We start from the raw sequence: 23,508 nt of genomic DNA, 5'->3' as shown, positions 1-23,508 counted from the left end.
TGTCCCTTACTCGGTCCCGGTTCGGCTGAACGCCGCCGTCTGGAAATGCAACGGAAGGGGCTCGAGGGGGAGATGCTCGGGCCGGGTGTCCAGGCGGCGCTGGAAGCGCAGCCGGACCATCGTCTTGAGCACGCGCCAGCCGTCCCGCCAGGTGTTGAGGTTGGACTCGCCGTGGCGGCGCTCGGTCTCGTGGCTGGCGACCTCGGCGATCCGCAGGCCGGCGCGGACCGCGTTGACGCACATCTCGGTCTCGATCTCGAAGCCGGTCGACTCCAGCTGGAGCCGCTCGACGGCGTCGCGGCGCATCGCCACGTAGCCGTAGCAGAGGTCGGACCAGTTCTGCCGGTAGAGCCGGTTGGCCAGCCCGGTGAGCACGGAGTTCCCGAGCCGGCGCAGCCCCGTCAGGTCGTCCGAGCCGCCCCCGCAGCTGTAACGCGTGCCCTTGACGAAGTCGTAGCCGCGGCAGAGCAGGGCCAGGAACGAGTCGAACTCGGCCGGGTCCATGCTGCCGTCGGCGTCCAGCATGATGATCATTTCGGAGGTCGCCGCGGCCATCCCCGTCCGCATGGCGGTGCCCTTACCGGTGGGAGGCTCGACGATGATGCGCGCGTCCGGCCTGACGGACAGCACGTACTCGACGGTCCCGTCGGTGGACTCGCCGTCGACGATCACGATCTCGTCGACCGCGGTCAGCCGCGGCATGAGCCATCGGAGATTGGCGGCCTCATTCAGCGTCGGGATGACCGCGGTGACGGTCGGCCAGCGCCGCGTTTGGCCCGAGACGGACAGGATGTTGGCGGAACGCGCGTGGTTGAGGGAGGCTGCCCTCGGCGCGGCGTCGACATGCCCCGAGCCGCGTCCCGTGGCGCGTACCGAGTCAGGAGTGTGCATCGGAGTCCCCGTAAGTGTTGGCGTCTTGAATGGTTAGATGGCGGGTCCGCTCATCATGTTCAGGCGGCTTCCCCGGGGACTCCCGTAAGTTGCGCAGGATCCACTACGCACCTGGTACGGCTCCAACTGGTAAGGGCGTCGTCACGCACCGCTCTACCGGTCAAACAGCCGAAATCGGATGAACGGAATGATCATTTATTGTCCGGATGTGGCCAAGCCATGGAAACACTGCGGTTCTGCCCATGTGAATGGCTGCCTGCCCACATATGAGGCATTCCTGACACTCTGTTAGATCACCCTATGCCGACGGAGCGTGTCGGCATACCCCACGGTCGCTTAAGGGGGTAAATCGATCTTCTTGAGACGCGGATGCGCACGCCGATCCCTGACTGGCCAGGTGAAGGCATGTGAAACCAGTACACAGATGGGACTTACGTGAAAACGGATCGCCGCGCGGCCCCGGCGATCCGTTTTCCCGTTCAGCCGTTGAGATGTGCGAGTGAACGCAGCGGTACATGGAGCCAGGACGGCCGGTTCCGCGCCTCATAGCGGACCTCGTAGACCGCCTTGTCGAGCTCGAATGCGCGGACGATGATCGAATTCAGCGCCGGGTCGACGCCACCGGCTGCCGCATAGCCACGGCAGAATGCCGAACGGTTCCGTTTTGCCCAGGCATGCGCCCGCATTTCCAGTTCGCGTGCACCCTCGGGCGACGTGGCCTCCTCATCGGCGAGCAGGAATCTCGCCGCGTATTCGAAGGAGCGCAACATTCCCGCCACGTCCCGCAGCGGATGCGAGACGGCGCGCCGTTCGCCCGGTGACCGTGCGGGCTCGCCCTCGAAGTCGAGCAGCACCCAGCCGGTGCCGGTGCGCATGGCCTGGCCGAGGTGGAAGTCGCCGTGGATCCGCTGGAACGGCGGAGCCCCGGCCAGCCCGGCGAACTCGTCGAAGGCGGCCCCGATCGCCTTGGCGTACGGCACCAGCTCGGGCACGTCCCGGCACGCCTCGGCGAGCTGGTCCCGCATGCCCTCAGCGGCTGCCCGCATCGCGGTGACCGGCTGCGCCGTCACCCCGAACGCCGCCGCCAGGTCGCGGTGCACCGCCGCCGTCGCGGCACCGAGCCGTTCCGACTCGGAGGCGAAGTCGCCCCCGGCGATGCCCGGGTCCGGTTCGGAGCCCGGTGGCAGCGACTGCGCGAACCAGTCGCGCACGCTGGTGATGGCGAGCTGCCAGCCGTCGGTGGCCGTCCGGAGGAACTCCGACAGCAGGGCGAGCGTGGCACCCTCGTCGTCGGCGAGACCCGGTCCACGGGACGGTTCGAGCTCGATCCAGCCGTACACGGCGGGGATGTGGGCGCAGCCCAGGTTGGTCAGGGCGAGATTCACCTCGAGGTCGGGGTTGACGCCGGGCGAGAGCCGCCGGAAGAGCTTGCCGATGTAGGAGTCGCCGAATATCACCGAGGTGTTGCTCTGCTCGGCGGTGCTGACCACGCCGTCCAGGCCTGTGTCGATCTCCACTCCGGGCGCGTGGCGGAACCGGAGCGGGCCCACCACCGCTCCCTCCGCCATGTGTTCCAGCAGGATGCGGGTCGCCTGCGGGTCGTACGCGGCGTCGTAGAGCCACGTCGTGTGCGTACCTGGCAGGAGGCCGATCTCACCCGGCCGCAGCCGTTCCGGCAGCCCGTCCCGTGTGCCGAGAAGCAACTGGTAACGGTCCACTGTCTCGCCCTGCCGCACGGCGAGGACGAGATGGTGCAGCGCCGGATCCGCGGGCCGCAGCTCGGTCGCCGTCGCGATGGAGATCTCATCGATCTCACGGCCCTTGCCGGCGAACCACCGCTGCCGTGGCAGCCAGCCGGCGAGCAGTTCGGTGACGGGCTCCATGACGGGCTCCATGTCTACATCGCCTCATCTCCATGAGAGTCGGGCGCCGGCGGAAGCAGGAACCAGTAGAAGCCGTGGCCCGGCAGCGTCAGCAGGTACGGCAGCTCCCCGATCGCCGGGAACTGGACCCCGCCCATGCACTCGATCGGGGTGGACCCCTCGAACCGACGCAGATCCAGCTCCACCGGCTGGGGGAACCGCGACAGGTTGTTGACGCAGAGAACGGTGTCCATGCCGCCCCAGCGGTTGCTCTCGCCGCCGTTGATCTCCCGGACGAACGCCAGCACGCTCGGGTTGGAGGCGGACAGCTCCACGTACGAGCCGACCCCGAACACCGGATGCCGCTGCCGGATCTCGATCATCTTCCGGGTCCAGTGCAGCAGCGAGCCGGGGTTGTTGCGCTGGGCCTCGACGTTGACGGCCTGGTAGCCGTAGATCGGGTCCATGATCACCGGCAGGTACAGCCGGGCGGGATCGCACTTGGAGAAGCCCGCGTTGCGGTCGGGTTCCCACTGCATGGGGGTACGGACGGCGTCACGGTCGCCGAGCCAGATGTTGTCGCCCATGCCGATCTCGTCGCCGTAGTACATGACGGGCGAGCCGGGCAGCGACAGCAGCAGTGCGGTGAACAGCTCCAGCTGGTTGCGGTCGTTGTCGAGCAGCGGGGCGAGCCGCCGCCGGATCCCGATGTTGGCCTTCATCCGGGGATCCTTGGCGTACTCGGTGTACATGTAGTCGCGCTCTTCGTCGGTGACCATCTCGAGCGTGAGCTCGTCGTGGTTGCGCAGGAAGATGCCCCACTGGCAGTTCTCAGGGATCTTGGGAGTGGACGCCATGATCTCGGAGATCGGGTAGCGCTGCTCGCGCCGTACCGCCATGAAGATGCGCGGCATCACCGGGAAATGGAAGGCCATGTGGCATTCGTCGCCGCCGACCCCGGGATCGCCGAAGTACGCCACCACGTCCTCCGGCCACTGGTTGGCCTCGGCCAGCAGCACCCGGTCGGGATAGAGGCGGTCCACCTCGGCGCGGACCCGCTTGAGGTAGGAGTGGGTCTCCGGGAGGTTCTCGCAGTTGGTGCCCTCCCGTTCGTACAGATACGGCACCGCGTCCAGCCGGAAGCCGTCGATGCCCAGGTCGAGCCAGAAGCGCAGGACCTCCAGCATCGCGTCCCGCACGGCCGGGTTGTCGTAGTTGAGGTCGGGCTGGTGCGAGAAGAACCGGTGCCAGTAGTTCTGGCCGCGCACCGGGTCGTAGCTCCAGTTGGACGTCTCGGTGTCGACGAAGATGATCCGGGCGTCGGAGTAGGCCTCGTCGTTGTCGGACCAGACGTAGAAGTCGCCGAACGGGCCGTCCGGATCGGACCGGGACGCCTGAAACCACGGATGCTGGTCCGAGGTGTGGTTCATGACGAGGTCGGCGATCACGCGGATGCCGCGCGCGTGCGCCTCCTCGATCAGCTCCACGAAGTCGCCGAGCTCGCCGAACTCCGGAAGGATCTTGGTGAAGTCGCTGATGTCGTACCCGCCGTCGCGCAGCGGCGACTGGTACAGCGGCAGCAGCCACAGGCAGTCAATACCGAGCCACTCGATGTAGTCGAGCCGCTGGATCAGGCCGCGCAGATCACCGACCCCGTTGCCGTCGGAGTCGTGGAAGCTGCGCACCGCCACCTCGTAGAAGACGGCGGTCTTGTACCAGTGCGGATCGCGTGGCGTCTGCGGGCTGAACGAGTCGGGAACGGGCTCGGAAGTCACAGGGATGGATTCGGGCGGCAGCTCGTGGATCGGTTCGTCGCGGGGAATTGGCCCTGGTGAAAACTGCGGACTGCTCAACTCTCGTTACTCCGGAGCGTGAGAATGTGGGCCGGCTGGACGTGGGGGTCGAGGCGCACATAGTTCGCCTGCTGCCAGGTATAGGTCTCGCCGGAGAGTTCGTCGGTGACGGCGAACTCCGCGTCGGGGGCGAGCCCCAGTGCGTGCAGGTCGAGATGGACGGTCGCCTCGCGGACCTGATGGGGATTGAGGTTGACCACGGCCAGCACCACGTCGTCGAGGAGCTTCTTGGAGAAGCAGATGAGCTCGTGCTGGTCGACGGAATGGAAGCGCAGATTGCGCAGCCTCCGCAGGGCCGGATGTGCGCGCCGGAAACCGTTGAGCCGGCCGATGAGCGGCGCGATGCTCGCGCCCTCGCGTTCGGCCCGCTCCCAGTCGCGCGGGCGGTACTGGTATTTCTCCGAGTCGCGGTACTCCTCACTGCCGGGACGGACAGGGACGTTCTCGATCAGCTCGTAGCCGGAGTAGACACCCCAGGTGGGGGACAGCAGGGTGGCGAGGATCGCCCGGATCTCGAACGCCGGGCGGCCGCCGTGCACGAGGTACTCGTTGAGGATGTCGGGAGTGTTGACGAAGAGGTTGGGCCGCATGTAGGCGGCGGCCGGGCCGGCCAGTTCGGTGAAATACTGCTCCAGCTCCCACTGGGAGTTCTTCCAGGTGAAGTAAGTGTACGACTGGTGGAATCCGACCTTGGCGAGGGTGTGCATCATGGCCGGCCGGGTGAACGCCTCGGCCAGGAAGATCACGTCGGGATCGGTCCCGGCGATCTCCGCCAGCAGCCGTTCCCAGAACGGCACCGGCTTGGTGTGCGGGTTGTCCACACGGAAGATCCGCACACCGTGGTCCATCCAGTGCCGCACCACCCGCAGCACCTCGCGGTAGATGCCTTCGGGGTCGTTGTCGAAGTTGAGCGGATAGATGTCCTGGTACTTCTTGGGCGGGTTCTCGGCGTAGGCGATCGAGCCGTCCGCCCGCTTGGTGAACCACTCGGGATGCTCGGTGACCCACGGATGGTCGGGGGAGCACTGCAGGGCGAGGTCGAGCGCGACCTCAAGGCCGAGGTCCGCCGCGGCCTCGACGAAGGCCTTGAAGTCGTCGAGCGTGCCGAGGTCGGGGTGGATCGCGTCGTGGCCGCCCTCCGCCGAGCCGATCGCCCACGGCGAGCCGGGGTCGTACGGCCCCGCTTCGAGGGTGTTGTTGGGCCCCTTGCGGAAGGTGCTGCCGATCGGGTGGATCGGCGGGAGGTAGACGACGTCGAAGCCAAGGTCGGCGATCGCGGGCAGGCGCTTGGCCGCCGTGCGGAACGTGCCGGACATGGGGCCGCGGCGGCCGAGCGGGTCGAACGACGCGCCCTCCGACCGCGGGAAGAACTCGTACCACGAGCCGATCAGCGCGCGCTCGCGGTGCACGATGAGGGGGAACCAGGCCGAGTCGGTCACCAGCTCGCGCAGCGGGTGGCGCTCCAGCAGGTCGATCACGTCGGGGCCGCACGCCGCGTCGAGCCGTTCGGCGGCGTCGGTGGTCACATCGCCGAGCAGCTTGGCCAGCCGGAGGAGGCGCGGCCGGTCCTTGGCGGGCACGACCTGCGCCGCGCGCTCGAAGACGAGCGCCCCCTCGGCGAGCATGAGCTCGACGTCCTGGCCGCGCGGGATCTTGATGAGCGCGTCGTGCCGCCAGTGGGCGATCGGGTCGCCCCACGCCTCGATGCGGTAGTGCCAGGTGCCGGGCGCGGTCGGCGTCACCTCGGTGTGCAGCCGGTCGGTGCCGTCGTCGTGCCCGGTCAGCCGGGTCGGCGGGAGCACGTCGCCGTCCGGTGTCCGCAGCACCACGGCGGCGCCGAACATCTCGTGGCCTTCGCGGAACACGGTGGCCGAGACGGTGAAGGTCTCGCCGACCACGGCCTTGGCGGGCCAGTCACCACAACTGCGAGCGGGTTCGATGTCCAGGATGGGGATGCGGCCGATCTGCGGCGCCGCGATCGGCAAATCAGACTTGCCGGACATTCTGGACTCGACACGCATGCGCCACCTCTACCCGTTAGCGATTTCCAAAACCGTCCATGCCCGCGATCGGCCCCTTACCGTCCTGTAGCTTTCGATAACTTTGCGCAACTTGCCGAAAGCCGACCGTAACGTGACCGTCTTTGGCCAGTGGGACGCGAACCCTTGGGCTTGGTGGATCGTCTGTCCGGTTGTGTGGGATCACGTGCCGGTGGAGGCCCTTCGCGCGCTGTCGCTCTGGGCGCTGATGGCCGCCGTGCTGCTGGTCGTGATCTGGCGGCCCTTCGCCCGCCGGGCCGGCTGGGCGCCGGTTCCGACGCTGGCGCTCCTCCTGTGGACGGGGCTCGTGTTGTCGATGACGCTGCCGATGAGCATCGGCCCGGACACGGCGTCGCGGGTGGCGCAGTGCCTGAGCGATCCCGCCGGGGAGGCGGCCTGGTCGGTGCGGATCTTCGGGACGCGGGGGATCGAGGATGTCATGAACGTCGCGTTGTGGGTGCCGTGCGGTTTCCTGGCGGTCCTCGCGACGCGCCGGGTCGTCGCCGCGCCCGCGATCATGGCGGGTTCGTTCGTCGTCGTGGAGTTTTTGCAGGTTCTTGACCCGGGCCGCGAGTGCGACCCCGGCGACTGGGCCTACAACTCGTTCGGCACCGTCGCCGGCGGCGCTGCAGCCGCCGGTGTGCTGCACCTGGCGCAGGTGTCACATGGGTCCAGCCGTGGATCCGGACGCGGACAAAGCGGTCTCACATAGATCCATCTGGTGACGTTGTCGTCCTGCGGGGTCGCATTTTGGTGGGCTCAGCACATAGCGTTGCCGTACGTGAAGGCAATCCGACGATTCACCGTACGTTCTGTCCTTCCTGCTCCGCTACGCCAGCTTGAGCAGCTCGTGCTGAATCTGCGCTGGTCGTGGCACCACGAGACGCTTGACCTGTTCCGGTCGGTGGATCCCGATTTGTGGGAGACCGTCGGTCATGATCCGGTCCGGCTGCTCGGCGAGGTCTCGCCGGAGCGGTTGTCCCTTCTCGCGGTAGACCGGCGGTTCCTGCGCCGCCTGCAGGACACGGCCGAAGACCTGAACGAATACCTGACCGCTCCGCACTGGTACCAGGACCTCGACGACGCGCCCGAGGCCATCGCGTACTTCTCGCCGGAGTACGGGATCACCGCCGCGCTGCCGCAATACTCGGGCGGCCTCGGCATCCTGGCCGGGGACCACCTCAAGACCGCCAGCGATCTCGGCGTGCCCATCATCGGGGTCGGGCTCCTCTACCGGCATGGTTACTTTTCGCAGTCCCTGTCGCCGGACGGATGGCAGCTGGAGCGCTATCCCACGTTCGACCCGAACGGGCTCCCGCTCACCCTGCTGCGCGACGCCGCCGGGGTGCCGGTACGCGTCACCATCGGCCTCCCTCAGGGGCGCGATCTGCACGCCCAGGTGTGGCTGGCCCAGGTCGGGCGGGTCCCGCAGCTCCTGCTCGACTCCGACGTCGAGGACAACGACCAGGCCGCGCGGGACGTCACCGACCGGCTGTACGGCGGCGGCGGCGATCACCGGCTCCTCCAGGAGATGTTGCTGGGCATCGGCGGGGTCCGCGCCATCCGCGCGTACTGCCGCATCAGCGGGCATCCGGCGCCCGAGGTGTTCCACACCAACGAGGGCCACGCCGGCTTCCTCGGCCTGGAGCGCATCCGCGAGCTGGTGTCGGAGTCCGGGCTGAGCTTCGACGAGGCCCTCGAAGCGGTGCGCGCGGGCACCGTGTTCACCACGCACACGCCGGTGCCGGCGGGTATCGACCGGTTCCCGCGGGAGCTGATCCACAAGTACTTCGGCGGGGTGAACGAGGAACCCGACGTGCCCGTGGACCGCGTGCTCGCGCTGGGCGCGGAGGACTACGACGACGGCGACCGCACCGTGTTCAACATGGCCGTGATGGGCATGCGGCTGGCCCAGCGCGTCAACGGGGTCAGCCAGCTGCACGGCGCGGTCAGCCGCGAGATGTTCGGCGGCCTGTGGGGCGGCTTCGACACCGCCGAGGTGCCGGTCGGGTCGATCACCAACGGCGTGCACGCCGGCACGTGGGTGGCCCGCGAGGTCCTCGACCTGGCCGCGCGTGAGGTGCCGGACGTGGTGGAGTCCTCGCGCGGCTGGGAGCGTGTCCGGAACGTTCCTGAGAACGAGATGTGGCGGGTACGCCGGACGCTGCGCGAACGCCTCGTCCGGGATGCGCGGCGGCGGCTGCGCGAGTCGTGGCGGCAGCGCGGCGCGAGCGGCGCCGAACTGTCGTGGGTCGCCGAGGTCCTCGACCCCGACGTGCTGACGATCGGGTTCGCGCGCCGCGTCCCCTCGTACAAGAGGCTCACCCTGATGATGCGCGACCCCGAGCGGCTCCGCGCGTTGCTGCTGCACCCCGAGCGGCCCGTCCAGATCGTGATCGCGGGCAAGTCGCACCCCGCCGACGAGGGCGGCAAGCGCCTGATCCAGGACATCGTGCGCTTCGCCGACCAGGAGGACGTGCGGCACAGGATCGTCTTCCTGCCCGACTACGACATGGACCTCGGGCGGTCCCTCACTCAGGGCTGTGACGTGTGGATGAACAATCCGCTCCGGCCGCTGGAGGCGTGTGGCACGTCCGGCATGAAGGCGGCGCTCAACGGCGGGTTGAACCTGTCGATCCGCGACGGCTGGTGGGACGAGTGGTTCGACGGCCAGAACGGCTGGGCGATCCCGTCCGCCGACGGGCTGGCAGCCCCCGACCGCCGCGACGCGATCGAGGCCGGGGCGCTGTACGAGCTGATCGAGGACCACGTCTCGGTGATGTTCTACGACCGTGACCCGGCCGGGCTGCCGCGCCGCTGGCTGGAGATGGTCAAGCACACCATCGTCACGCTGGGGCCGAAGGTGCTGGCGTCGCGGATGGTCCGCGACTACGTGCTCGATCTCTACGCTCCGGCGGCCACGTCGGGGCGGGCGATGGCCGCGGACGGGTACGCGGGCGCCCGGGCGCTGTCGACGTGGAAGCAGAAGATCATCAAGGCCTGGCCGGGTGTCGCGGTCGAGCACGTCGAGACGAGCGGGGAGGAGAGCCCGCACGTCGGCACGAACCTGCCGGTGCGGGTCGTGGCCGAGCTGGGCGGGCTCGACCAGGGCGACGTCGCCGTCGAGATCGCGTACGGCCCGGTCGACGACTCCGACGCCCTCATCGATCCGGACTACCTGGAGCTCACCGGCGGCGAGCCCGTGGAGAACGGCCTGCTGCGCTATGTCGGCGAGGTCCCGCTGGGCAGGAGCGGCGCGTTCGGCTACAGCGTGCGCGTCGTGCCCAGCCATCCGATGTTGGCCGGCCGTGCGGAGATGGGCCTGGTCGCCCTGCCGCCCGCCCCGCACGGCATGACCAACGGAGACCTGCGCTAGGAGCACCGGAGTGCCGCCGCTAGGCGGTGTGGCCGGCGTTCGCGTCCGCCAGGTCCTCGTCGTCCTCGGCGGGCGGGTCGGGCATCTGCCAGGTCGCCACGACCTGCGGCAACAGTGCGTGGGTGACGAGGAGGGCGAAGAGGATCAGGAAGAGGGCGGCGGACGGGACGTGCAGGTCGTCGTCGCCGTCTGCGAACATCGTCGCGGCGGTGGCCAGGATGATCAACGTCGTCGTGCCCTTGTGCGCGGTGGAGAACGCGCGGAGCCGCGCGAGCTGCTGGCGTTCGTCGAGCTCGTGCTCGCGCTTGAAGATCATGCCCCGGGTGATCGCGATGAGCTGGCCGGCCACCGGGAACCCGAGCACCACGAGGGCGCCGAGGATCACGAAGTTGGCGATCATCGCGGTGTCGGAGGGGGCCAGCGCCCACGAGATGGCGGCGTCCACCCAGAGCAGGCCCAGCAGGCCCGCGCCCATGCTCGCCACGATGCGGCGGTTGCGCTGCCTGGCATAGCGGGCGGGCAGGCGCCGCTCCAGCTCGGCGTCCATCTTCTGAAGGCGCTCGGCTCGCTTGGCCTGCGACTTCCTGCGCTGCTCGCTCCACCTGCCGGAGCCTTCGTGCGCCTTGGCGTTCATCATGCTGTGCTTCCAATCCGGGGGAACGGGGTGAGGGAGAAGACGACCTCGACGGGCACCTCGAAGTAGGCGGCGATGCGCAGCGCCAGGTGAAGGCTGGGGCTGTATTCGCCGCGTTCGAGATAACCGATGGTCTGGTAGTGGACGCCGAGCGCGGCGGCCAGGTCGCGGCGTGAGACACCGCGTTCGGCGCGGAGCATCGGGATCCGGTTGTAGACGTTCTCTTTGTCGTCCTTGGTCGGGGACATCGGCCGGGCAGCCCTCCTTTCTCCGTACTGTCATCACGACATAGCTCAGTATGTCTGTATTGGTTGATAGTAGTTGTACTACATCTACTCGCAGATCTACAACAGGTTGTTGATCGCGTATCCCTGGCAGGATTGGGCTGTGAGCAGGAGAAGGCCACGGAACGGGCCGCTGCGGGGCCGCACAGCCGACGTCGTGCTGGCGCTGGTGCTGTTCACCGTCATCGCCACCGCGACGGCGGCCCGGATCGCGGAGGACAACGAACCCGCACTGATACCGGGGATCGGCTGGCCGCTCATGATCGTCGGGTGTGGCGCGCTGGTCTGGCGGCGGAGCCACCCCATCGTGGTGGTGATCGTCGCGGCGGCGACGAGCGCGGTCTACTACCCGCTGACCGAGCCCGACGGGCCGATGATGATCGTGTTCGTCGTCGCGCTCTACACGGTCGCCGCCCAGGGCCATCTGGTGGTCGCCTCGATCATCGGCTCGGCCGCGATGACGGCGGTCGTGTACGGCGAGATCAGCAGCGGTGTCAACCACCTCGCCGACGCCGGGCTCTACCTCCTCGCGGGCTGGTTCGTCGCGGTCATCGCGGTCGGCGCCGTGGTGCACAACCGCCACGCCTACCTGCGCGAGGCCGAGCTGCGCGCCGTGGAGGCCGAGCGGGGCCGCGAGGAGGAGGCGCTCCGGCGGACCACCGAGGAACGGCTGCGGATCGCCCGAGAACTGCACGACGTGCTCGGCCACAACATCTCACTGATCAACGTGCAGGCCAACGCCGCGCTGCACGGCAAGGATCCCGCCCGCGCCGACGAGGCCCTCACCGCGATCAAGGAGACCAGCAAGGAGACGCTCCGCGAGCTGCGCACCACCCTGGGCGTGCTGCGCCAGGTGGACGAGGCGGCCCCCGTCGTCCCGCCGCCCGGGCTGGACCGGCTTGAGGAGCTGACCTCCCGTCCGGTCGGCCCGGCCGTCCGCACCGAGATCGAAGGCGACCCGCGCCCCCTCCCGCCCGAGGCCGACCTGGCCGCGTTCCGCATCATCCAGGAGGCCCTCACCAACGTGACCAAGCACTCCGACGCCACCGCCGTGACCGTGCGGATCCGGTACGCGGCCGCCGCCGTGCACGTCCAGGTCGACGACGACGGCCGTGTCAGGCCCGGCTCCAGGCCGGGCAACGGCATCCGCGGCATGACCGAACGCGCCGAGGCACTCGGCGGGACGCTGACCGCCGACCCGCGGCCCGGCGGCGGCTTCCGGGTCGAGGCCAGGATCCCCCTCCCCGACTGATCCCTTACATCTCGCGATGTAGGGAGGCGGAGCGCCCTGCGCCAGATGTGTACGCGGATTGCCCTCTCACGCAGGATCCCCGGCCCGCCACCGTCCGCACACAATCGGTTCGTCCATTCCGCACGTCCGCAAGCCCACGGAGTACGAACGATGAGAACGGTCGCAGCGGTCCTCTTGGGCCTGATCGCAGGCCTCTTCGCCGGATTCGCCCTGGAAGTCCTTATCGGCGCCGCCGGTCACTTCCTCCTGGACGGCCCCGACTGGCTCAAGGTGGTCGCGATCTTCCCACCCGTCCTGGCCGTCGCCGGAGCCGTCGCGGGCCCCTTCATCGACCGCCGGATCCAGGAGGACCGCAGGATCCAGGAGGACCGCTGAGCCGCATGTCAAGATCACAAACTGTCGAACGAGGCCGCCGATCGTAGGCGAGCGTGTCTGTTCTCGCACTATCGCGGCAAGCTCATTGTGAGGGCGTACGTTTCCCCGATCTGGGAGGTCCCAGTGATCCGCGCCCTGAACAAGCTGGGTGACCGCGTGCTCGAAACGTTCCTGCCGTCGACCAAGGCCGCCGCCGTGTGCTGGACCGACTGGTGTTGCCAAGGGAAGTTCTGCCGGACCTGCTGCTACCACGACCATAACAACACGACCACCTGCACTTCGTTCAACTACTGCTGATCGCAGACGCGGTGCCCGCCGGTCACCGGTCGGCGGGCGTCCGTCTTGAGGGCCTCACTGTCTTGAGAACGCCATGCCCCTAAGGAGCACGTCATGTCCGTCCTCGTCGTAGCAGTCGTTCTCGTGGGCGCGCTTGGTGTGGCCAATCTGGTGCTGACCATGGCCGTGGTCCGGCGCCTGGGCGCGCACTCGCTCCGTCTCGCCGAACTCGGCCCACCACAGTCGCGGATGGTCGCGCCCGGCACGCCGCTCGCCGAGTTCGAGGCGACCGCCCTCGGCGGCGCCCCGGTCTCCCGGGACTCCTTCACCGGCCAGACCCTGGTCGGGGTCTTCTCCACCGACTGCGCGTCCTGCCACGAACGTGTCCCCGAGTTCGCCGCGTATCTGAAGGAGACCACGCCCGCGCAGGCGTTCGCCCTCGTGACCGGCGACCCCGAGCAGGTCAGGACGTTCGCGGATCAGCTCGAACCGGTCGCCACGGTCGTCGTGGAGTCGATGGGCGGCCCGATGGGCAAGGCCCTGCAGATCTCGCAGTTCCCCAGCTTCTATCTGATCGACGGCGACGCCGTGATCGTCGCCGCCGAGACCGACCCGGGCCGGCTCCCGATCGTCGCCCGCCCCTGAGGGCGTGGGGGTGCAGGGGGTGGGGACGCAGTACGCCGTGGGTCTGCTCGTCGCCGTCGTGGCTGTGCTCGCGGCGTTGACCCTGGCCCGGCGCCGGTTCGTCGTCGTACGGGTCGTGGGGACGAGCATGGAACCCGCGTACCAGCCGGGCGACCGTGTCCTCGTACGGCGCCGTTCTGGCGAACGGGCCGGACGCGGGCAGGTGGTGGTCCTGCAGACCGCGTTGCCCGGCGGGGTCTGGCGCACCACCCCGCTGCCCGAGCCTGAAGCGGCCATGTGGTTCCTCAAACGGGTCGTGGCCCTGTCCGGCGACCCGGTGCCCGCCGCCGTGGCGGAACGTGTGGGCGCGGCTCCGGGAACGGTGGTCCCCGCCGGGCATCTCGTGGTGCTCGGCGACGGGCCGGTCAGCGAGGACTCGCGGGTCTGGGGTTACGTCCCCGTCGACCGAATCCTGGGCGTGGTGGTCCGCAAGCTCTCGCAGGCCGGCGATCGTGCGAGCATCGCACCATGAAGGTCTTCGTTTCGGTCGACATGGAGGGGATCTCGGGGCTGACCGATCCCGAGGAGATGCGCGCCGGGGGCCGCGGCTACGAGCGCGGCTGCGAGCTGATGACGGGCGACGCGAACGCCGCGATCCGCGCCGCGTTCGACAGCGGCGCCACCACGGTCGTCGTCACCGACTCGCACAGCTCGGGCAAGAACCTCCGCGCCGACCTGATCGACGAGCGCTGCTCGCTGATCCGCGGTCCGTACAAGCCGATGCGCATGGGGGAGGGCCTCGACTCGACGTTCGACGCCGCGCTGTACGTCGGCTACCACGCGCGGGCCGGGACGCCGGAGGGCGTGCTCAACCACACGTGGATGGGATCGGAGATCCGCGATCTCTACCTGAACGGCGAGGTCGCCGGGGAGATCCGCCTGATGGCCGCGTACGCGGGCTCGCTGGGCGTCCCGGTGGCCCTGGTCGCGGGCGACGACGCCGCCTGCGCCGAGGCGCGCGAGGTCCTCGGCGACGTCACGACAGTCGCGGTGAAGAAGGGCTGCGGCCGCTACGCGGCGGAGCTGATCCCGCCGGCCCGCGCCCAGCAGATGATCTACGACGCGACGTGCCGGGCGCTGGCCGGGCTGGACCGCGCACGCCCCTACACGGTGCCCGCGCCGTACACGCTCGGCGTCGACTGGATCTCCACCTCGATCGCCCAGTCGTGCTCCGTCGTCCCCGGCGTCAAGCTGGCCGGGCCGCGGATGACCGAGTTCACGACGGGCGACTACGAGGAGGTCGTCGGCCTTCTCGGCGTCTGGGCCACCATCGCCGGTGAGGTCGGCTGCACCGGCCTCCACTACGGCTGATCGTCGGGCGCCAGCGCGTCATAGGCGGGGGCGAGGACGTCGACCAGGTCACGGCGGCGGATCCGTACCGGTGGCGGCGTCGCCACCTGGAGGATGAAGCCTGGCGGCACCGGGGGAGCGGGCCGGCGTTCGCGGAGGCGGGCCAGACCGGACGGCGGCGTCCAGAAACCCGCGGCCGTCAGAGGCTCGTCCTCCTCGGCCTCGAACGGGTCGGGCTCGGTCGCGTTGCTCCGGCGCAGGGCGGCGAGCAGCTGGTCTTTGGTGCGCCCGTTCCACGCCAGGATGAGGAACGGATCGTCGTCGAACGCCTCGGCCAGCAGGTAGAGAACGGCGGCGGCGTGTTTGCACGGATCGCCCCAGTCCGGGCAGCTGCACATCAGGTGCAGATCGTCCGCGGACTCCGGGAAGAGGCAGAGCCCGAACTCGGCGAACACCCACTCGATCTCCGGTGGCATCTCACCGGCCAGCAACCGGGCCCGGAAGACCGCCCGCGATGCCAGCTCCGCCTCGATGGCCCGCCAGTCCGGTTCGTCGATGGCGTCGATGCCCAGCGCCACCTCGTACGGCTCGTCGCGAGAGCCCTGCACCCGCGCGGTCACCTCGTACGGCAGCACCTTCAGATCGATGACCTGGCCTTTCCGGGCATACGCGCGCCCACGCTGCAACCGGCCGGTGTCGGCGAACGACTCGACCAGATCGATGAACCGCCGCGACCACCACTCGGCGCCGATCGACCCGCGCCGGGACCTGGCCTTGATGCCGTCCTCGACCGGGATCGGAGGGCCGTATTCGGAGAAGTCCATCAGTCGCTCACCGCCTCCGGGGACAGCCGCAGCACGTCGCGCAGCTCGGCGACCGACAGTTCGGTCAGCCAGTCTTCGCCGGTGCCCACGATCGACTCGGCGAGCGCCTTCTTGCGCTCGATCATCTCGTCGATGCGCTCCTCCATCGTGCCGACGCAGATGAACTTGCGGACCTGCACGTTCTTGGTCTGCCCGATCCGGAACGCGCGGTCGGTCGCCTGATCCTCGACCGCGGGATTCCACCAGCGGTCGACGTGGACGACATGGTTGGCGGCGGTCAGCGTCAACCCCGTCCCGGCGGCCTTGAGCGACAGCAGGAAGATCGAGGGCTCCGGATCATCCTGGAACTCCTGCACGAGCTCGTCGCGCCGCTGCTTGGACGTTCCACCATGGAGCCACAACACCGGCCGCTCCAGCCTTGCCGCCAGATAGGGCTGCAACATCGACCCGAACTCCGCGTACTGCGTGAAGACCAGTGCCTTTTCGCCCTGCTCCAGGACCTCTTCGCAGATCTCTTCGAGCCGCTCCAGCTTGCCCGACCGCCCCTGCAGCCGCGAGCCGTCCTTGAGCAGGTGCGCCGGATGGTTGCAGACCTGCTTGAGCTTGGCCATCGTCGCCAGCACCAGCCCGCGCCGCTGCTTGTCGTCCGCCTCGGCGATCTGCGCGAGCATGTCGTCGACCGTCGCCTGGTAGAGCGAGGCCTGCTCGGTCGTCAGGTTGCAGTAGAGCTTGATCTCCTGCTTGTCCGGCAGATCCGAGATGATCGACTTGTCGGTCTTGAGCCTGCGCAGGATGAACGGCTGCGTGGCGCGCTTGAGGGCCAGCGCCGCCTGCTCGTCCCCATCCTTTTCGACCGGCACCGCGAACCGCTGCCGGAAGACCGTCCGCGGCCCGAGCAGACCGGGGTTGGCGAACTCCATGATCGACCACAGCTCGGTCAGATGGTTTTCCACCGGCGTCCCGGTCAGCGCGATCCTGCTCCGCGCCGGGATGCTCCGCACCGCCCGGGCCTGCCGGGTCGCGCTGTTCTTGAGCGCCTGCGCCTCGTCGCAGACGAGGCGCCCCCACTCGATCCCGGCGAGCATCTCCGCGTCCCGCGCCGCTGTCCCGTACGTGGTCAGCACCAGATCGGCCCGCCGCACGGCCTCGACGAGCTCCTCATCCCGATGCCGCCCGGTGCCGTGATGCACGTACACCTTCAGCTTGGGCGTGAACTTGGCCGCCTCCCGCTGCCAGTTGCCCACCAACGACATCGGCCCGACGAGCAAGGTCGGCGCGGGCTTGGCCTTGTCCACCCGTTCCTTGGCGAGCAGAGCCAAGGTCTGGGCCGTGTTGTGGCAGAGCACGCCCTCTGCCACGTAGTTGTGGTGCTCCGCCACCTCGAGGTCGTAGACGTATCCCTCGTAGTCGACGTCCTCGACTGAAACGATCTTGGCGTAGAAGACCTCCCGGGAGGCGCGTTCGTCCAGGCGGTCGCGGATGCTCCGAAGCCTCGCGTGGTCGAGCCGCTCATAAGCGCTGGTCGTCTGCGCCGTCCAACGGCTCTGCGGCTGATCTGCATACCGCGTGGCGGCCTCACCCGAAAGGATCTCGTCCAATGCTCGCAGGGCCTTCGTGGCGCTTTCCCTCGAAAGCTCCTGTGTTCCATCGAAGTACACGGGTTTGACGCCGAAGTGGCGCATGGGCAGCCCGGTCAGCATCCGTGCCAGAACGAGCAGGTCGCTGCCCGGGATTCCCTCTACGTTGGTGTTCGGGCGCCGCTCACATATGGCGTCGAGCTTGGCCTGCTTGACAGGGTCGGCGATGCCGACCAATTCGTGAAAGAGGCGAAGGCTGGGGCCGCCGATGAGACCCACCTGGTAGGGACGCTTGATTCCCTTGCCGTTAGTCGCGCTCTTCCATCTGGTCGAGAAGCGGAGCCAGATCCCGAGGCGGCGGAGCATCACCGACAGTTGCTCCATCATGAAGAGCGACGCCGATGAGATCTCCACCAACCTCAGTTTGGTGTTCACCGAACACTCGGCCGCGAAGAAGTGACGCAAGAAAAGCGCCAGGGTGGCATCATCGGCCGCGACCAGGACGTCCGGAATCCTCTTGTGAGCCGAGACCCGGCCCCAGCGATATCCGAGGTTCTCGACGAACTCGCAGTATTCCTTGCTCGCGATCCTCAGGAATGGGACACGCGGGATGCCAGGCGTGATGATGCCCGGTCGGTTGACGTCCAGACGGAATCGTTCGCTGACGCGCAGCACCCGATCCTTGAGATCTTCCAGACGCCGGGCGTCCTTTTGGGAGATGACCAGGTTGCCGGGGTGCTCCTCATGGCCTTCGCTGATCTGCCAGGCGAGCAGAACCGTCAGGTCTGGATCGACGGGCGCACCCTCATGCCGTAGGCGTGCCGGAACGCAGACCCGGTCTCCAGGTGAGAAGACGTTGGTCCAGTCGTCTTTGCCGAGCAGGCGGTGCCGCCGGGTGACGGTGACCGAGCTTCCGTCGTCAAGGCGAATTCGGCGCAATTTCTCGCGTACGTGCTGGCGATAGAGGCGCACCACCTCGGCCGGAACGATCTGGCCCGACTTGTCCATCGAGTTCACCGTGAGTGGGGAGGTCGGTGTGGCCCACTCTCCCTCACCATCGGACTCGGCATGGCCGGCGAAGCGAGCCCAGACGTCCTTCGCCTTGATGAGCGCACCGTTGACCAGAACGAGCTCGTCTTTCTCCAGGCACTTACCGAGCCCCATCGAGTCGGCCAGGATCCCGCCCAGGCCGAGGTCGTCGAGGAAGTTGAGCCAGGCGAGCCCGCGTTCTTGGAACGGGCGTAGTCGGCCGTTGAATCCTTCTGGGGTGGTGAGGGGGGTCAGGCGGCGGTCGGCTTCGCCTGAGAGGAGGTCGCCGAAGGTGCCGTCGGCGTCCACCTCGACCAGGGGGAGATGCTCCTCGCCCGCGTGGATGACGGCCTGCATTGCCTGGGCGGCCGTCATGCGGCCCTGGCGGGGGTGGCGGAGGAAGTCGAGGGCGGCCTCGAGCTGCTCCTCGTCCAGCTCGACCCATTGGCCGCGCAGGCGGACGAGGGGGGTCTTGAGGCGGGCGAGCTCGGCCAGCTCGTCCTCGTCGATGCTCGCGTCGCCGATGGCCAGATCCCAGCGGAAGCTGACCATGCCCCGGAGGTCGAAGCCGGAGGAGGCGGCGGCGCCGGAGCCCTCGCCCTCTTCGGCGCGGGTGGTGAGCTTCATCCCGAGCTTGGCCTTGCCCGCCCATTGGGGGAGCAGGACGCCGAAGCCCGCGGCGGCGAGCAGCGGGGCGGCGGTGCGCAGGAAGCGGAACGCGCCTGCGGTGTCGAGGACCAGCTCGGCGGGCACCGGCGAGTCGAGTGCCGGTGCCAAATCGGGGAAGAGGCGCAGAGCCCGGCCGAGACCGGCGAGCAATGTCTCGTCGGCGTCTTCGATCAGGCCGGCCTCGCCTGCCCAGATCAGCGAGGCGGGCACGTAAAGGCTCGGATCGTCCGTGCCCTGGAGCGCGAACTCCACCCGCCAGGCGTCCGGCTCTTCGGGCTCTTCGGTGTTTTCGGGCTCTTCGCTGTCTTCGGGTTGCTCGAACTCTTCGGCGCCGGGCTCGGCCAGGCGGAAGCAGACGCGGAGGGGGCCGGACGGGCGGCGTGCGGCGGCCGCCCAGGCCTCCAGCTCGGCGATCAGCTCGTCGGCGTTGTCGCGGGGCTCGCGGGGAACGGTGGGGTTGGGGCCGGTCAGGGCCTGGAACCAGCGTTCGGCGAGGGGGATGCGGTCGGGGATCTTGCCCTTGCGCGGCGGCAGGAGGGGATGGGGGACCAGCCCGCGGACCGTGGTGTCGACGAGGCCTGACAGCGCCTCGCGCAGCACCTGGGCGGCGGGTCGCCCGCCATCGGCGGCGCGGCAGGCGGCGGGCATCGCGCGGGCCAGGTCGCGGAAGCGCGCGGGATCGTCGATGACCGGGCGCCAGCGGGCCACCAGGTCGCCGTCCTCACGGAGCAGCGCGGGCAGGACGAGGCCGCGCCCGGTCAGGTGCGTCGCCTCGTCGGCGAGCAGGCACAGGAAACGCAGATCGGTGCCGGGGACGACGTCTCCGGCGTGCTCGGCCGCCTGGAGCAGCGCCATCGCGGGGAACGGCTCCAGGACGAGGGCCGGCACCCGCCACACGCGCAGCTCAGGCTCGCCTTCGAACGGCTCGGGACCGAGCTCGGCGGAGGGCAGCGGGTGATCGCCGTGGGTGGGGAGCGCCATCCGCAGCTCGACGCGGGACGCGCCCTTGACGAGCGGCTCGTACGAGGTGCCGGTGAAATCGCGGGTGGCGAACGGATGCACGTCGGCGTGCGGCTCGTACGGGCCGGTGCGTTCGGCCCACAGGCACAAGGCCCCACCGTGCCAGGTGGCGTGCGCGACGAGCATGGACGTGATCCCTGATAGAGCTGAGATGACCGGGCACCGAAGTTACCAGCGCGGTCCGACGTTCCGTCCCACGTTAGGCTCGGGGCGGTCTAGCTGGTGCGATGCAGGAGGTCGTTGTGGGCGAGTTCGTACGGGTCGAGGTCGAGGACGGGATCGGGACGATCCGGCTGGACCGGCCGAAGATGAACGCCCTCAACGCGCAGGTGCAGCGAGAGCTGATCGAGGCGGCCCGGCAGGTGACGGCGGACGAGACCGTGGCCGCGGTGATCCTTTACGGCGGGGAGCGGGTGTTCGCGGCGGGGGCGGACATCAAGGAGATGGCCGAGCTCTCGTTCGCCGGGATGTCGGGTGCCCCGTCGCGGCTGCTGCAGGAGTTCACCAAGGAGCTCGCGGCCATCCCCAAGCCGGTGATCGCGGCGATCACGGGATACGCGCTGGGCGGCGGCCTGGAGGTCGCGCTGACCGCCGACTTCCGGGTGGCGGGTGAGGGCGCCAGGCTCGGCCAGCCCGAGATCCAGCTCGGCATCATCCCCGGCGCGGGCGGAACGCAGCGGCTCACCCGGCTGGTCGGCCCGGCCAAGGCGAAGGACCTGATCTTCTCCGGCCGGCATGTGAAGGCGGACGAGGCGCTGGCGATCGGCCTGGTCGACCGGGTCGTGCCGGATGAGGACGTCTACGCGGCGGCCAGGACGTGGGCGGCCACGTTCGTCGGCGGCCCGGCGCTGGCCCTGCGTGCCGCCAAGCAGGCCATCGACGCCGGGCTGGAGGTCGACTTGCAGACGGGCCTGGAGATCGAGCGGGTCCAGTTCTCGGCGCTGTGGGCCACAGACGACCAGCGCGACGGCATGAAGAGCTTCGTCGAGGAGGGCCCCGGCAAGGCCAAGTTCACCGGCCGCTGAGAGGTCAGCCGACGTCGCGTTCCTGTGCGGCCAGGACCTCGTCGGCGTAGCGGGCCGTCCAGCGTCCGAGGGCACTGATCGGCTCCAGCAGGCCCTGGCCCGGGGCGGTCAGCTCGTACTCCACCCGTGGCGGGGCCTCGGCATAGCGGTGCCGTACGACCAGGCCGTTGGCCTCCAGCCGGCGGAGGGTCTCGGTGAGGACCTTCTGGCTGATCCCGCCGATCTCGTCGCGCAGCTCACCGGGGCGGCGCGGGCCCTCGCGCAACGCGTACAGCACCACGCTCGTCCACGCTCCGGAGAGCAGGTCGAACCCGAGCCGCGCCTGGCAGTCGGCGAGGTAGTGATCTTCTGTGCTCCGCATGGCCTCGGCCATCAGGATGCCCCTTCCGATGCGCACCGGACGGTGCCTAACGGAACGCCTAACGTCCAGATCGAACGGTACGCCGGATCGAAGGTAATGGACTGGGAGCGACCATGCGGATCGGGATTCTGGGCGCGGGCGCCATGGCGGGTGCGCTCGGCGGCCAGTGGGTACGGGCGGGGCACGAGGTCATGATCGGGGCGCGTTCACCGGAGAAGGCCGCCGCGCTGGCGGAGCGGATCGGTGCGCGGAGCGGAACGTTGCGGGAGGCGGCCGGGTTCGGTGAGGTCGTGCTCCTGGCCGTCTGGTACGCGGGAGCGCTCGACGTGGTGCGCCAGGTCGATCTCGGCGGACGGGTGCTCATCGACTGCACCAACGTCTGGGGCGACTCGACGTTCGCGTTGATGACGGGCGACGGGCCATCGGGAGCGCAGCTCATCGCCGGGGCGACGGGCGCGCGCGTGGTCAAGGCGTTCAACCTGTGCCACGAGAGCGTCTGGCGCATGACGCCGCCGGCCTTCGACGGCCATCCGCTAGGCGTGCCGATCTGCGGCGACGACGACGAGGCCCTTGAGGCCGTCGAGGGGCTCGTCCGCGATCTGGGCTGCGAGCCGCTGCCGGGCGGCGGCCTCAGCCGTGCGGGACAGCTGGAGGCCACGGCGGCGTTCGTCGTCGGCCTGTACGCGGTGGGTGCGGATCCCGCCACGATGATCCCGCCGCTCGCCCACGCCGGCGGCGAGCCCGAACCCCTGAACGGCTAGGCGGGACGTGGCTTGTTAGGGGCGGCCGGGCGCGGGGCGGACGGAGCCAGGTCGCGTTCGATCTCCTCCAGCGTGCGGTTGCGGGTCTCGGGGACCTTGGCGATGAAGAACACGATCCCGATGACAGAGAGGCCCGCGTACAGCCAGAAGGTCGAGGCCCGCCCGATGGCGTCGATGAGCTGGAGGAAGTAGTACGACACCAGGAAGTTGGCCGCCCAGTTGAAGAGGCTGCAGACGGCGATCGCGCGCCCGCGTACGGCCAGCGGGAAGATCTCGGAGATCATCAGCCAGAACACCGGGCCCAGCCCGATGGCGAACGCGGCGATGTAGATCAGCAGGGCCACCAGCGCCACCCAGGGCGCGCTGTCCTGCCAGCCGAGGCCGAAGAAGGCGGCGAGCAGGGCGAGCGCGACGGTGAGCCCGGCCGTGCCGGTGATCAGCAGGGTCCGGCGGCCCACGCGGTCGAGCAGGAGGACCGCCACCACTGTGAAGACCACGTTCGTGATCCCGACGGTCAGGGCCTGCGCGATGGCGTCGGACGCCTCCAGGCCGGTGTAGGTCAGGATCGTCGGCGAGAAGTAGACGACGGTGTTGACGCCGACGGCCTGCTGGATGACCGCGAGGCCGATGCCAACCACCAGCATCGGCCTCACGGCCGGCCGGACCAGGTCGCGGAAGCCCGTGCGGTGTTCCTGCGCGACGACGCTCTCGATCTCGTCGAGTTCGGCGTCGACGTCCTCACCGCGGCGGGTGCGGGCCAGGACGCGGCGCGCTTCGGGACGCCGGCCGCGTTGCATGAGCCAGCGCGGGCTGTAGGGCACGAACACCATGCTGAACACCAGCACCACGCCGGGCGTCGCGCCGAGGCCGACCATCCAGCGCCAGCCGCCGTCCACGTTCCGCAGCGCGAAGTTGACCAGGTACGCGACGAGGATGCCGATGGTGATCATCAGCTGGTTGTACGAGACCGTCCCGCCGCGGATCCGGGGCGGTGTGTGCTCGGCGATGTAGAGCGGCACCACGGCGGAGGCGGCGCCGACCGCCAGGCCCAGCACGACGCGGGCGGTGACCAGCTGGCCCGAGGTCTGGGCGAGCGCCGCGGCGAGCGCGCCCACGACGTAGATGATCCCTGAGATCAGCAGTGTCCAGCGGCGGCTGATCAGGTCGGCCAGCCGCCCGCCCGCCAGCGCGCCGGCGACGGCCCCGGCGAGCAGCCCGGCGACGATCCACGACTGGGCGAGGGAGCCCGCGTGGAGGTCCTCCTTGATGTAGAGGAGCGCCCCGGAGATGACCCCGGTGTCGTATCCGAACAGCAGCCCGCCGAGCGCCGCGAGCATCGAGATCTTGAGTACGAACGGGTTACGAGATGCCTCTCGTACGTAGCCAGGCACTTTCTCCTCCTCGAGCCCTCCTCGAGATAAGTGCC

The 23,508-nt window shown here is 69.2% G+C and carries 19 protein-coding genes and 2 pseudogenes; 10 read left to right on the top strand and 11 right to left on the bottom strand.

Features of this window, described 5'->3' with window-relative positions; genetic code table 11:
• Positions 1 to 6 precede the first annotated feature (6 nt).
• The 4 genes from ACH34W_RS40010 to ACH34W_RS39995 form a co-directional block, all read right to left on the bottom strand.
• The gene (locus ACH34W_RS40010) at positions 7 to 891 is read right to left on the bottom strand and encodes a glycosyltransferase family 2 protein (RefSeq protein WP_395966406.1); all 885 of its coding nucleotides are present in this window, start codon (positions 889 to 891) and stop codon (positions 7 to 9) included.
• 479 nt (positions 892 to 1,370) lie between these two features.
• Positions 1,371 to 2,774 (bottom strand): phosphotransferase, encoded by a 1,404-nt coding sequence (locus ACH34W_RS40005; RefSeq protein ID WP_395966405.1) that lies wholly within the window; start codon positions 2,772 to 2,774, stop codon positions 1,371 to 1,373.
• 14 nt (positions 2,775 to 2,788) lie between these two features.
• Complete coding sequence (gene treS / locus ACH34W_RS40000) at positions 2,789 to 4,528, bottom strand: maltose alpha-D-glucosyltransferase (protein WP_395966404.1); 1,740 nt, start codon at positions 4,526 to 4,528, stop codon at positions 2,789 to 2,791.
• Between the two features lie 74 nt (positions 4,529 to 4,602).
• A complete protein-coding gene (locus tag ACH34W_RS39995; RefSeq protein ID WP_395966403.1) occupies positions 4,603 to 6,627 on the bottom strand; it encodes an alpha-1,4-glucan--maltose-1-phosphate maltosyltransferase in 2,025 nt (674 codons plus the stop codon).
• Positions 6,628 to 6,718: 91 nt separating this feature from the next.
• On the opposite strand from ACH34W_RS39995, the gene ACH34W_RS39990 reads away from it, so the two are divergent.
• Entirely contained in the window at positions 6,719 to 7,357 is a 639-nt protein-coding gene (locus tag ACH34W_RS39990) for a VanZ family protein (protein ID WP_395966402.1), read from the top strand.
• 69 nt (positions 7,358 to 7,426) lie between these two features.
• Positions 7,427 to 10,021 carry an alpha-glucan family phosphorylase gene (glgP, locus tag ACH34W_RS39985; protein WP_395966401.1) on the top strand — a complete coding sequence of 865 codons (2,595 nt, stop codon included), beginning with the start codon at positions 7,427 to 7,429 and terminating at the stop codon, positions 10,019 to 10,021.
• Between the two features lie 19 nt (positions 10,022 to 10,040).
• Here glgP and ACH34W_RS39980 read toward each other — a convergent pair whose 3' ends face one another.
• Together ACH34W_RS39980 and ACH34W_RS39975 are read right to left on the bottom strand one after the other, a co-directional pair.
• Entirely contained in the window at positions 10,041 to 10,658 is a 618-nt protein-coding gene (locus ACH34W_RS39980) for a hypothetical protein (protein ID WP_395966400.1), read from the bottom strand.
• Positions 10,655 to 10,903 (bottom strand): helix-turn-helix transcriptional regulator, encoded by a 249-nt coding sequence (locus ACH34W_RS39975; RefSeq protein ID WP_395966399.1) that lies wholly within the window; start codon positions 10,901 to 10,903, stop codon positions 10,655 to 10,657. Before ACH34W_RS39975 ends, ACH34W_RS39980 begins: the two co-directional genes overlap by 4 nt.
• Positions 10,904 to 11,042: 139 nt before the next feature.
• Here ACH34W_RS39975 and ACH34W_RS39970 point away from each other — a divergent pair, with 139 nt between their 5' ends.
• The 6 genes from ACH34W_RS39970 (at position 11,043) to ACH34W_RS39945 (ending at position 14,837) form a co-directional block, all read left to right on the top strand.
• A complete protein-coding gene (locus ACH34W_RS39970; protein WP_395966398.1) occupies positions 11,043 to 12,191 on the top strand; it encodes a sensor histidine kinase in 1,149 nt (382 codons plus the stop codon).
• Positions 12,192 to 12,341: 150 nt separating this feature from the next.
• Positions 12,342 to 12,566: a DUF5957 family protein gene (locus tag ACH34W_RS39965; RefSeq protein WP_395966397.1), complete on the top strand. Its 225-nt coding sequence runs from the start codon at positions 12,342 to 12,344 to the stop codon at positions 12,564 to 12,566.
• 123 nt (positions 12,567 to 12,689) lie between these two features.
• Positions 12,690 to 12,863, top strand: coding sequence for a hypothetical protein (locus ACH34W_RS39960; RefSeq protein ID WP_395966396.1), 174 nt, complete (start codon positions 12,690 to 12,692; stop codon positions 12,861 to 12,863).
• Positions 12,864 to 12,956: 93 nt separating this feature from the next.
• Positions 12,957 to 13,487 (top strand): TlpA family protein disulfide reductase, encoded by a 531-nt coding sequence (locus ACH34W_RS39955; RefSeq protein ID WP_395966395.1) that lies wholly within the window; start codon positions 12,957 to 12,959, stop codon positions 13,485 to 13,487.
• 19 nt (positions 13,488 to 13,506) lie between these two features.
• On the top strand, positions 13,507 to 13,998 hold the full coding sequence (gene lepB, locus ACH34W_RS39950) for a signal peptidase I (RefSeq protein ID WP_395966394.1): 492 nt from the start codon (positions 13,507 to 13,509) through the stop codon (positions 13,996 to 13,998).
• Positions 13,995 to 14,837, top strand: a complete 843-nt coding sequence (locus ACH34W_RS39945; RefSeq protein WP_395966393.1) for a M55 family metallopeptidase — start codon at positions 13,995 to 13,997, stop codon at positions 14,835 to 14,837. Before lepB ends, ACH34W_RS39945 begins: the two co-directional genes overlap by 4 nt.
• On the opposite strand, the gene ACH34W_RS39940 is transcribed toward ACH34W_RS39945, so the two are convergent.
• From ACH34W_RS39940 to ACH34W_RS39930, 3 genes and pseudogenes are all read right to left on the bottom strand, one after another.
• A complete protein-coding gene (locus ACH34W_RS39940; protein ID WP_395966392.1) occupies positions 14,828 to 15,640 on the bottom strand; it encodes an SWIM zinc finger family protein in 813 nt (270 codons plus the stop codon). The genes ACH34W_RS39945 and ACH34W_RS39940 overlap by 10 nt on opposite strands.
• A pseudogene (locus tag ACH34W_RS39935) lies at positions 15,640 to 18,441 on the bottom strand (SNF2-related protein); the annotation flags it as partial. The pseudogene ACH34W_RS39935 and the gene ACH34W_RS39940, both read right to left, overlap by 1 nt.
• 165 nt (positions 18,442 to 18,606) lie before the next feature.
• Positions 18,607 to 19,563 (bottom strand): annotated as a pseudogene (locus ACH34W_RS39930) (SNF2 helicase-associated domain-containing protein); the annotation flags it as partial.
• 614 nt (positions 19,564 to 20,177) lie between these two features.
• On the opposite strand from ACH34W_RS39930, the gene ACH34W_RS39925 reads away from it, so the two are divergent.
• Complete coding sequence (locus tag ACH34W_RS39925) at positions 20,178 to 20,960, top strand: enoyl-CoA hydratase/isomerase family protein (protein WP_395966516.1); 783 nt, start codon at positions 20,178 to 20,180, stop codon at positions 20,958 to 20,960.
• Between the two features lie 4 nt (positions 20,961 to 20,964).
• Here the strand turns inward: ACH34W_RS39925 and ACH34W_RS39920 are convergent, their stop codons facing one another.
• A complete protein-coding gene (locus ACH34W_RS39920; protein ID WP_395966391.1) occupies positions 20,965 to 21,357 on the bottom strand; it encodes a winged helix-turn-helix transcriptional regulator in 393 nt (130 codons plus the stop codon).
• A gap of 77 nt (positions 21,358 to 21,434) precedes the next feature.
• On the opposite strand from ACH34W_RS39920, the gene ACH34W_RS39915 reads away from it, so the two are divergent.
• On the top strand, positions 21,435 to 22,082 hold the full coding sequence (locus ACH34W_RS39915) for an NADPH-dependent F420 reductase (RefSeq protein WP_395966390.1): 648 nt from the start codon (positions 21,435 to 21,437) through the stop codon (positions 22,080 to 22,082).
• On the opposite strand, the gene ACH34W_RS39910 is transcribed toward ACH34W_RS39915, so the two are convergent.
• Positions 22,079 to 23,473 (bottom strand): sugar porter family MFS transporter, encoded by a 1,395-nt coding sequence (locus ACH34W_RS39910; protein ID WP_395966389.1) that lies wholly within the window; start codon positions 23,471 to 23,473, stop codon positions 22,079 to 22,081. The two genes, ACH34W_RS39915 and ACH34W_RS39910, sit on opposite strands and share 4 nt — an antisense overlap.
• Between the last annotated feature and the right edge of the window lie 35 nt (positions 23,474 to 23,508).

This window comes from Actinomadura sp. 6N118 (genome assembly GCF_044326415.1).
Lineage (GTDB): Bacteria > Actinomycetota > Actinomycetes > Streptosporangiales > Streptosporangiaceae > Spirillospora.
Note: the sequence above shows the minus strand (reverse complement) of the source record. Positions and strands in the feature narration are given on the sequence as shown.

Excerpts from the sequence above, each read along its gene's own strand:
- ACH34W_RS40010 (WP_395966406.1), bottom strand. The coding sequence starts at position 891 with ATGCACACTCCTGACTCGGTACGCGCCACGGGACGCGGCTCGGGGCAT.
- ACH34W_RS40005 (WP_395966405.1), bottom strand. The coding sequence starts at position 2,774 with ATGGAGCCCGTCACCGAACTGCTCGCCGGCTGGCTGCCACGGCAGCGG.
- ACH34W_RS39995 (WP_395966403.1), bottom strand. The coding sequence starts at position 6,627 with ATGCGTGTCGAGTCCAGAATGTCCGGCAAGTCTGATTTGCCGATCGCG.
- ACH34W_RS39980 (WP_395966400.1), bottom strand. The coding sequence starts at position 10,658 with ATGATGAACGCCAAGGCGCACGAAGGCTCCGGCAGGTGGAGCGAGCAG.
- ACH34W_RS39975 (WP_395966399.1), bottom strand. The coding sequence starts at position 10,903 with ATGTCCCCGACCAAGGACGACAAAGAGAACGTCTACAACCGGATCCCG.
- ACH34W_RS39965 (WP_395966397.1), top strand. The coding sequence starts at position 12,342 with ATGAGAACGGTCGCAGCGGTCCTCTTGGGCCTGATCGCAGGCCTCTTC.
- ACH34W_RS39955 (WP_395966395.1), top strand. The coding sequence starts at position 12,957 with ATGTCCGTCCTCGTCGTAGCAGTCGTTCTCGTGGGCGCGCTTGGTGTG.
- ACH34W_RS39945 (WP_395966393.1), top strand. The coding sequence starts at position 13,995 with ATGAAGGTCTTCGTTTCGGTCGACATGGAGGGGATCTCGGGGCTGACC.
- ACH34W_RS39940 (WP_395966392.1), bottom strand. The coding sequence starts at position 15,640 with ATGGACTTCTCCGAATACGGCCCTCCGATCCCGGTCGAGGACGGCATC.
- ACH34W_RS39915 (WP_395966390.1), top strand. The coding sequence starts at position 21,435 with ATGCGGATCGGGATTCTGGGCGCGGGCGCCATGGCGGGTGCGCTCGGC.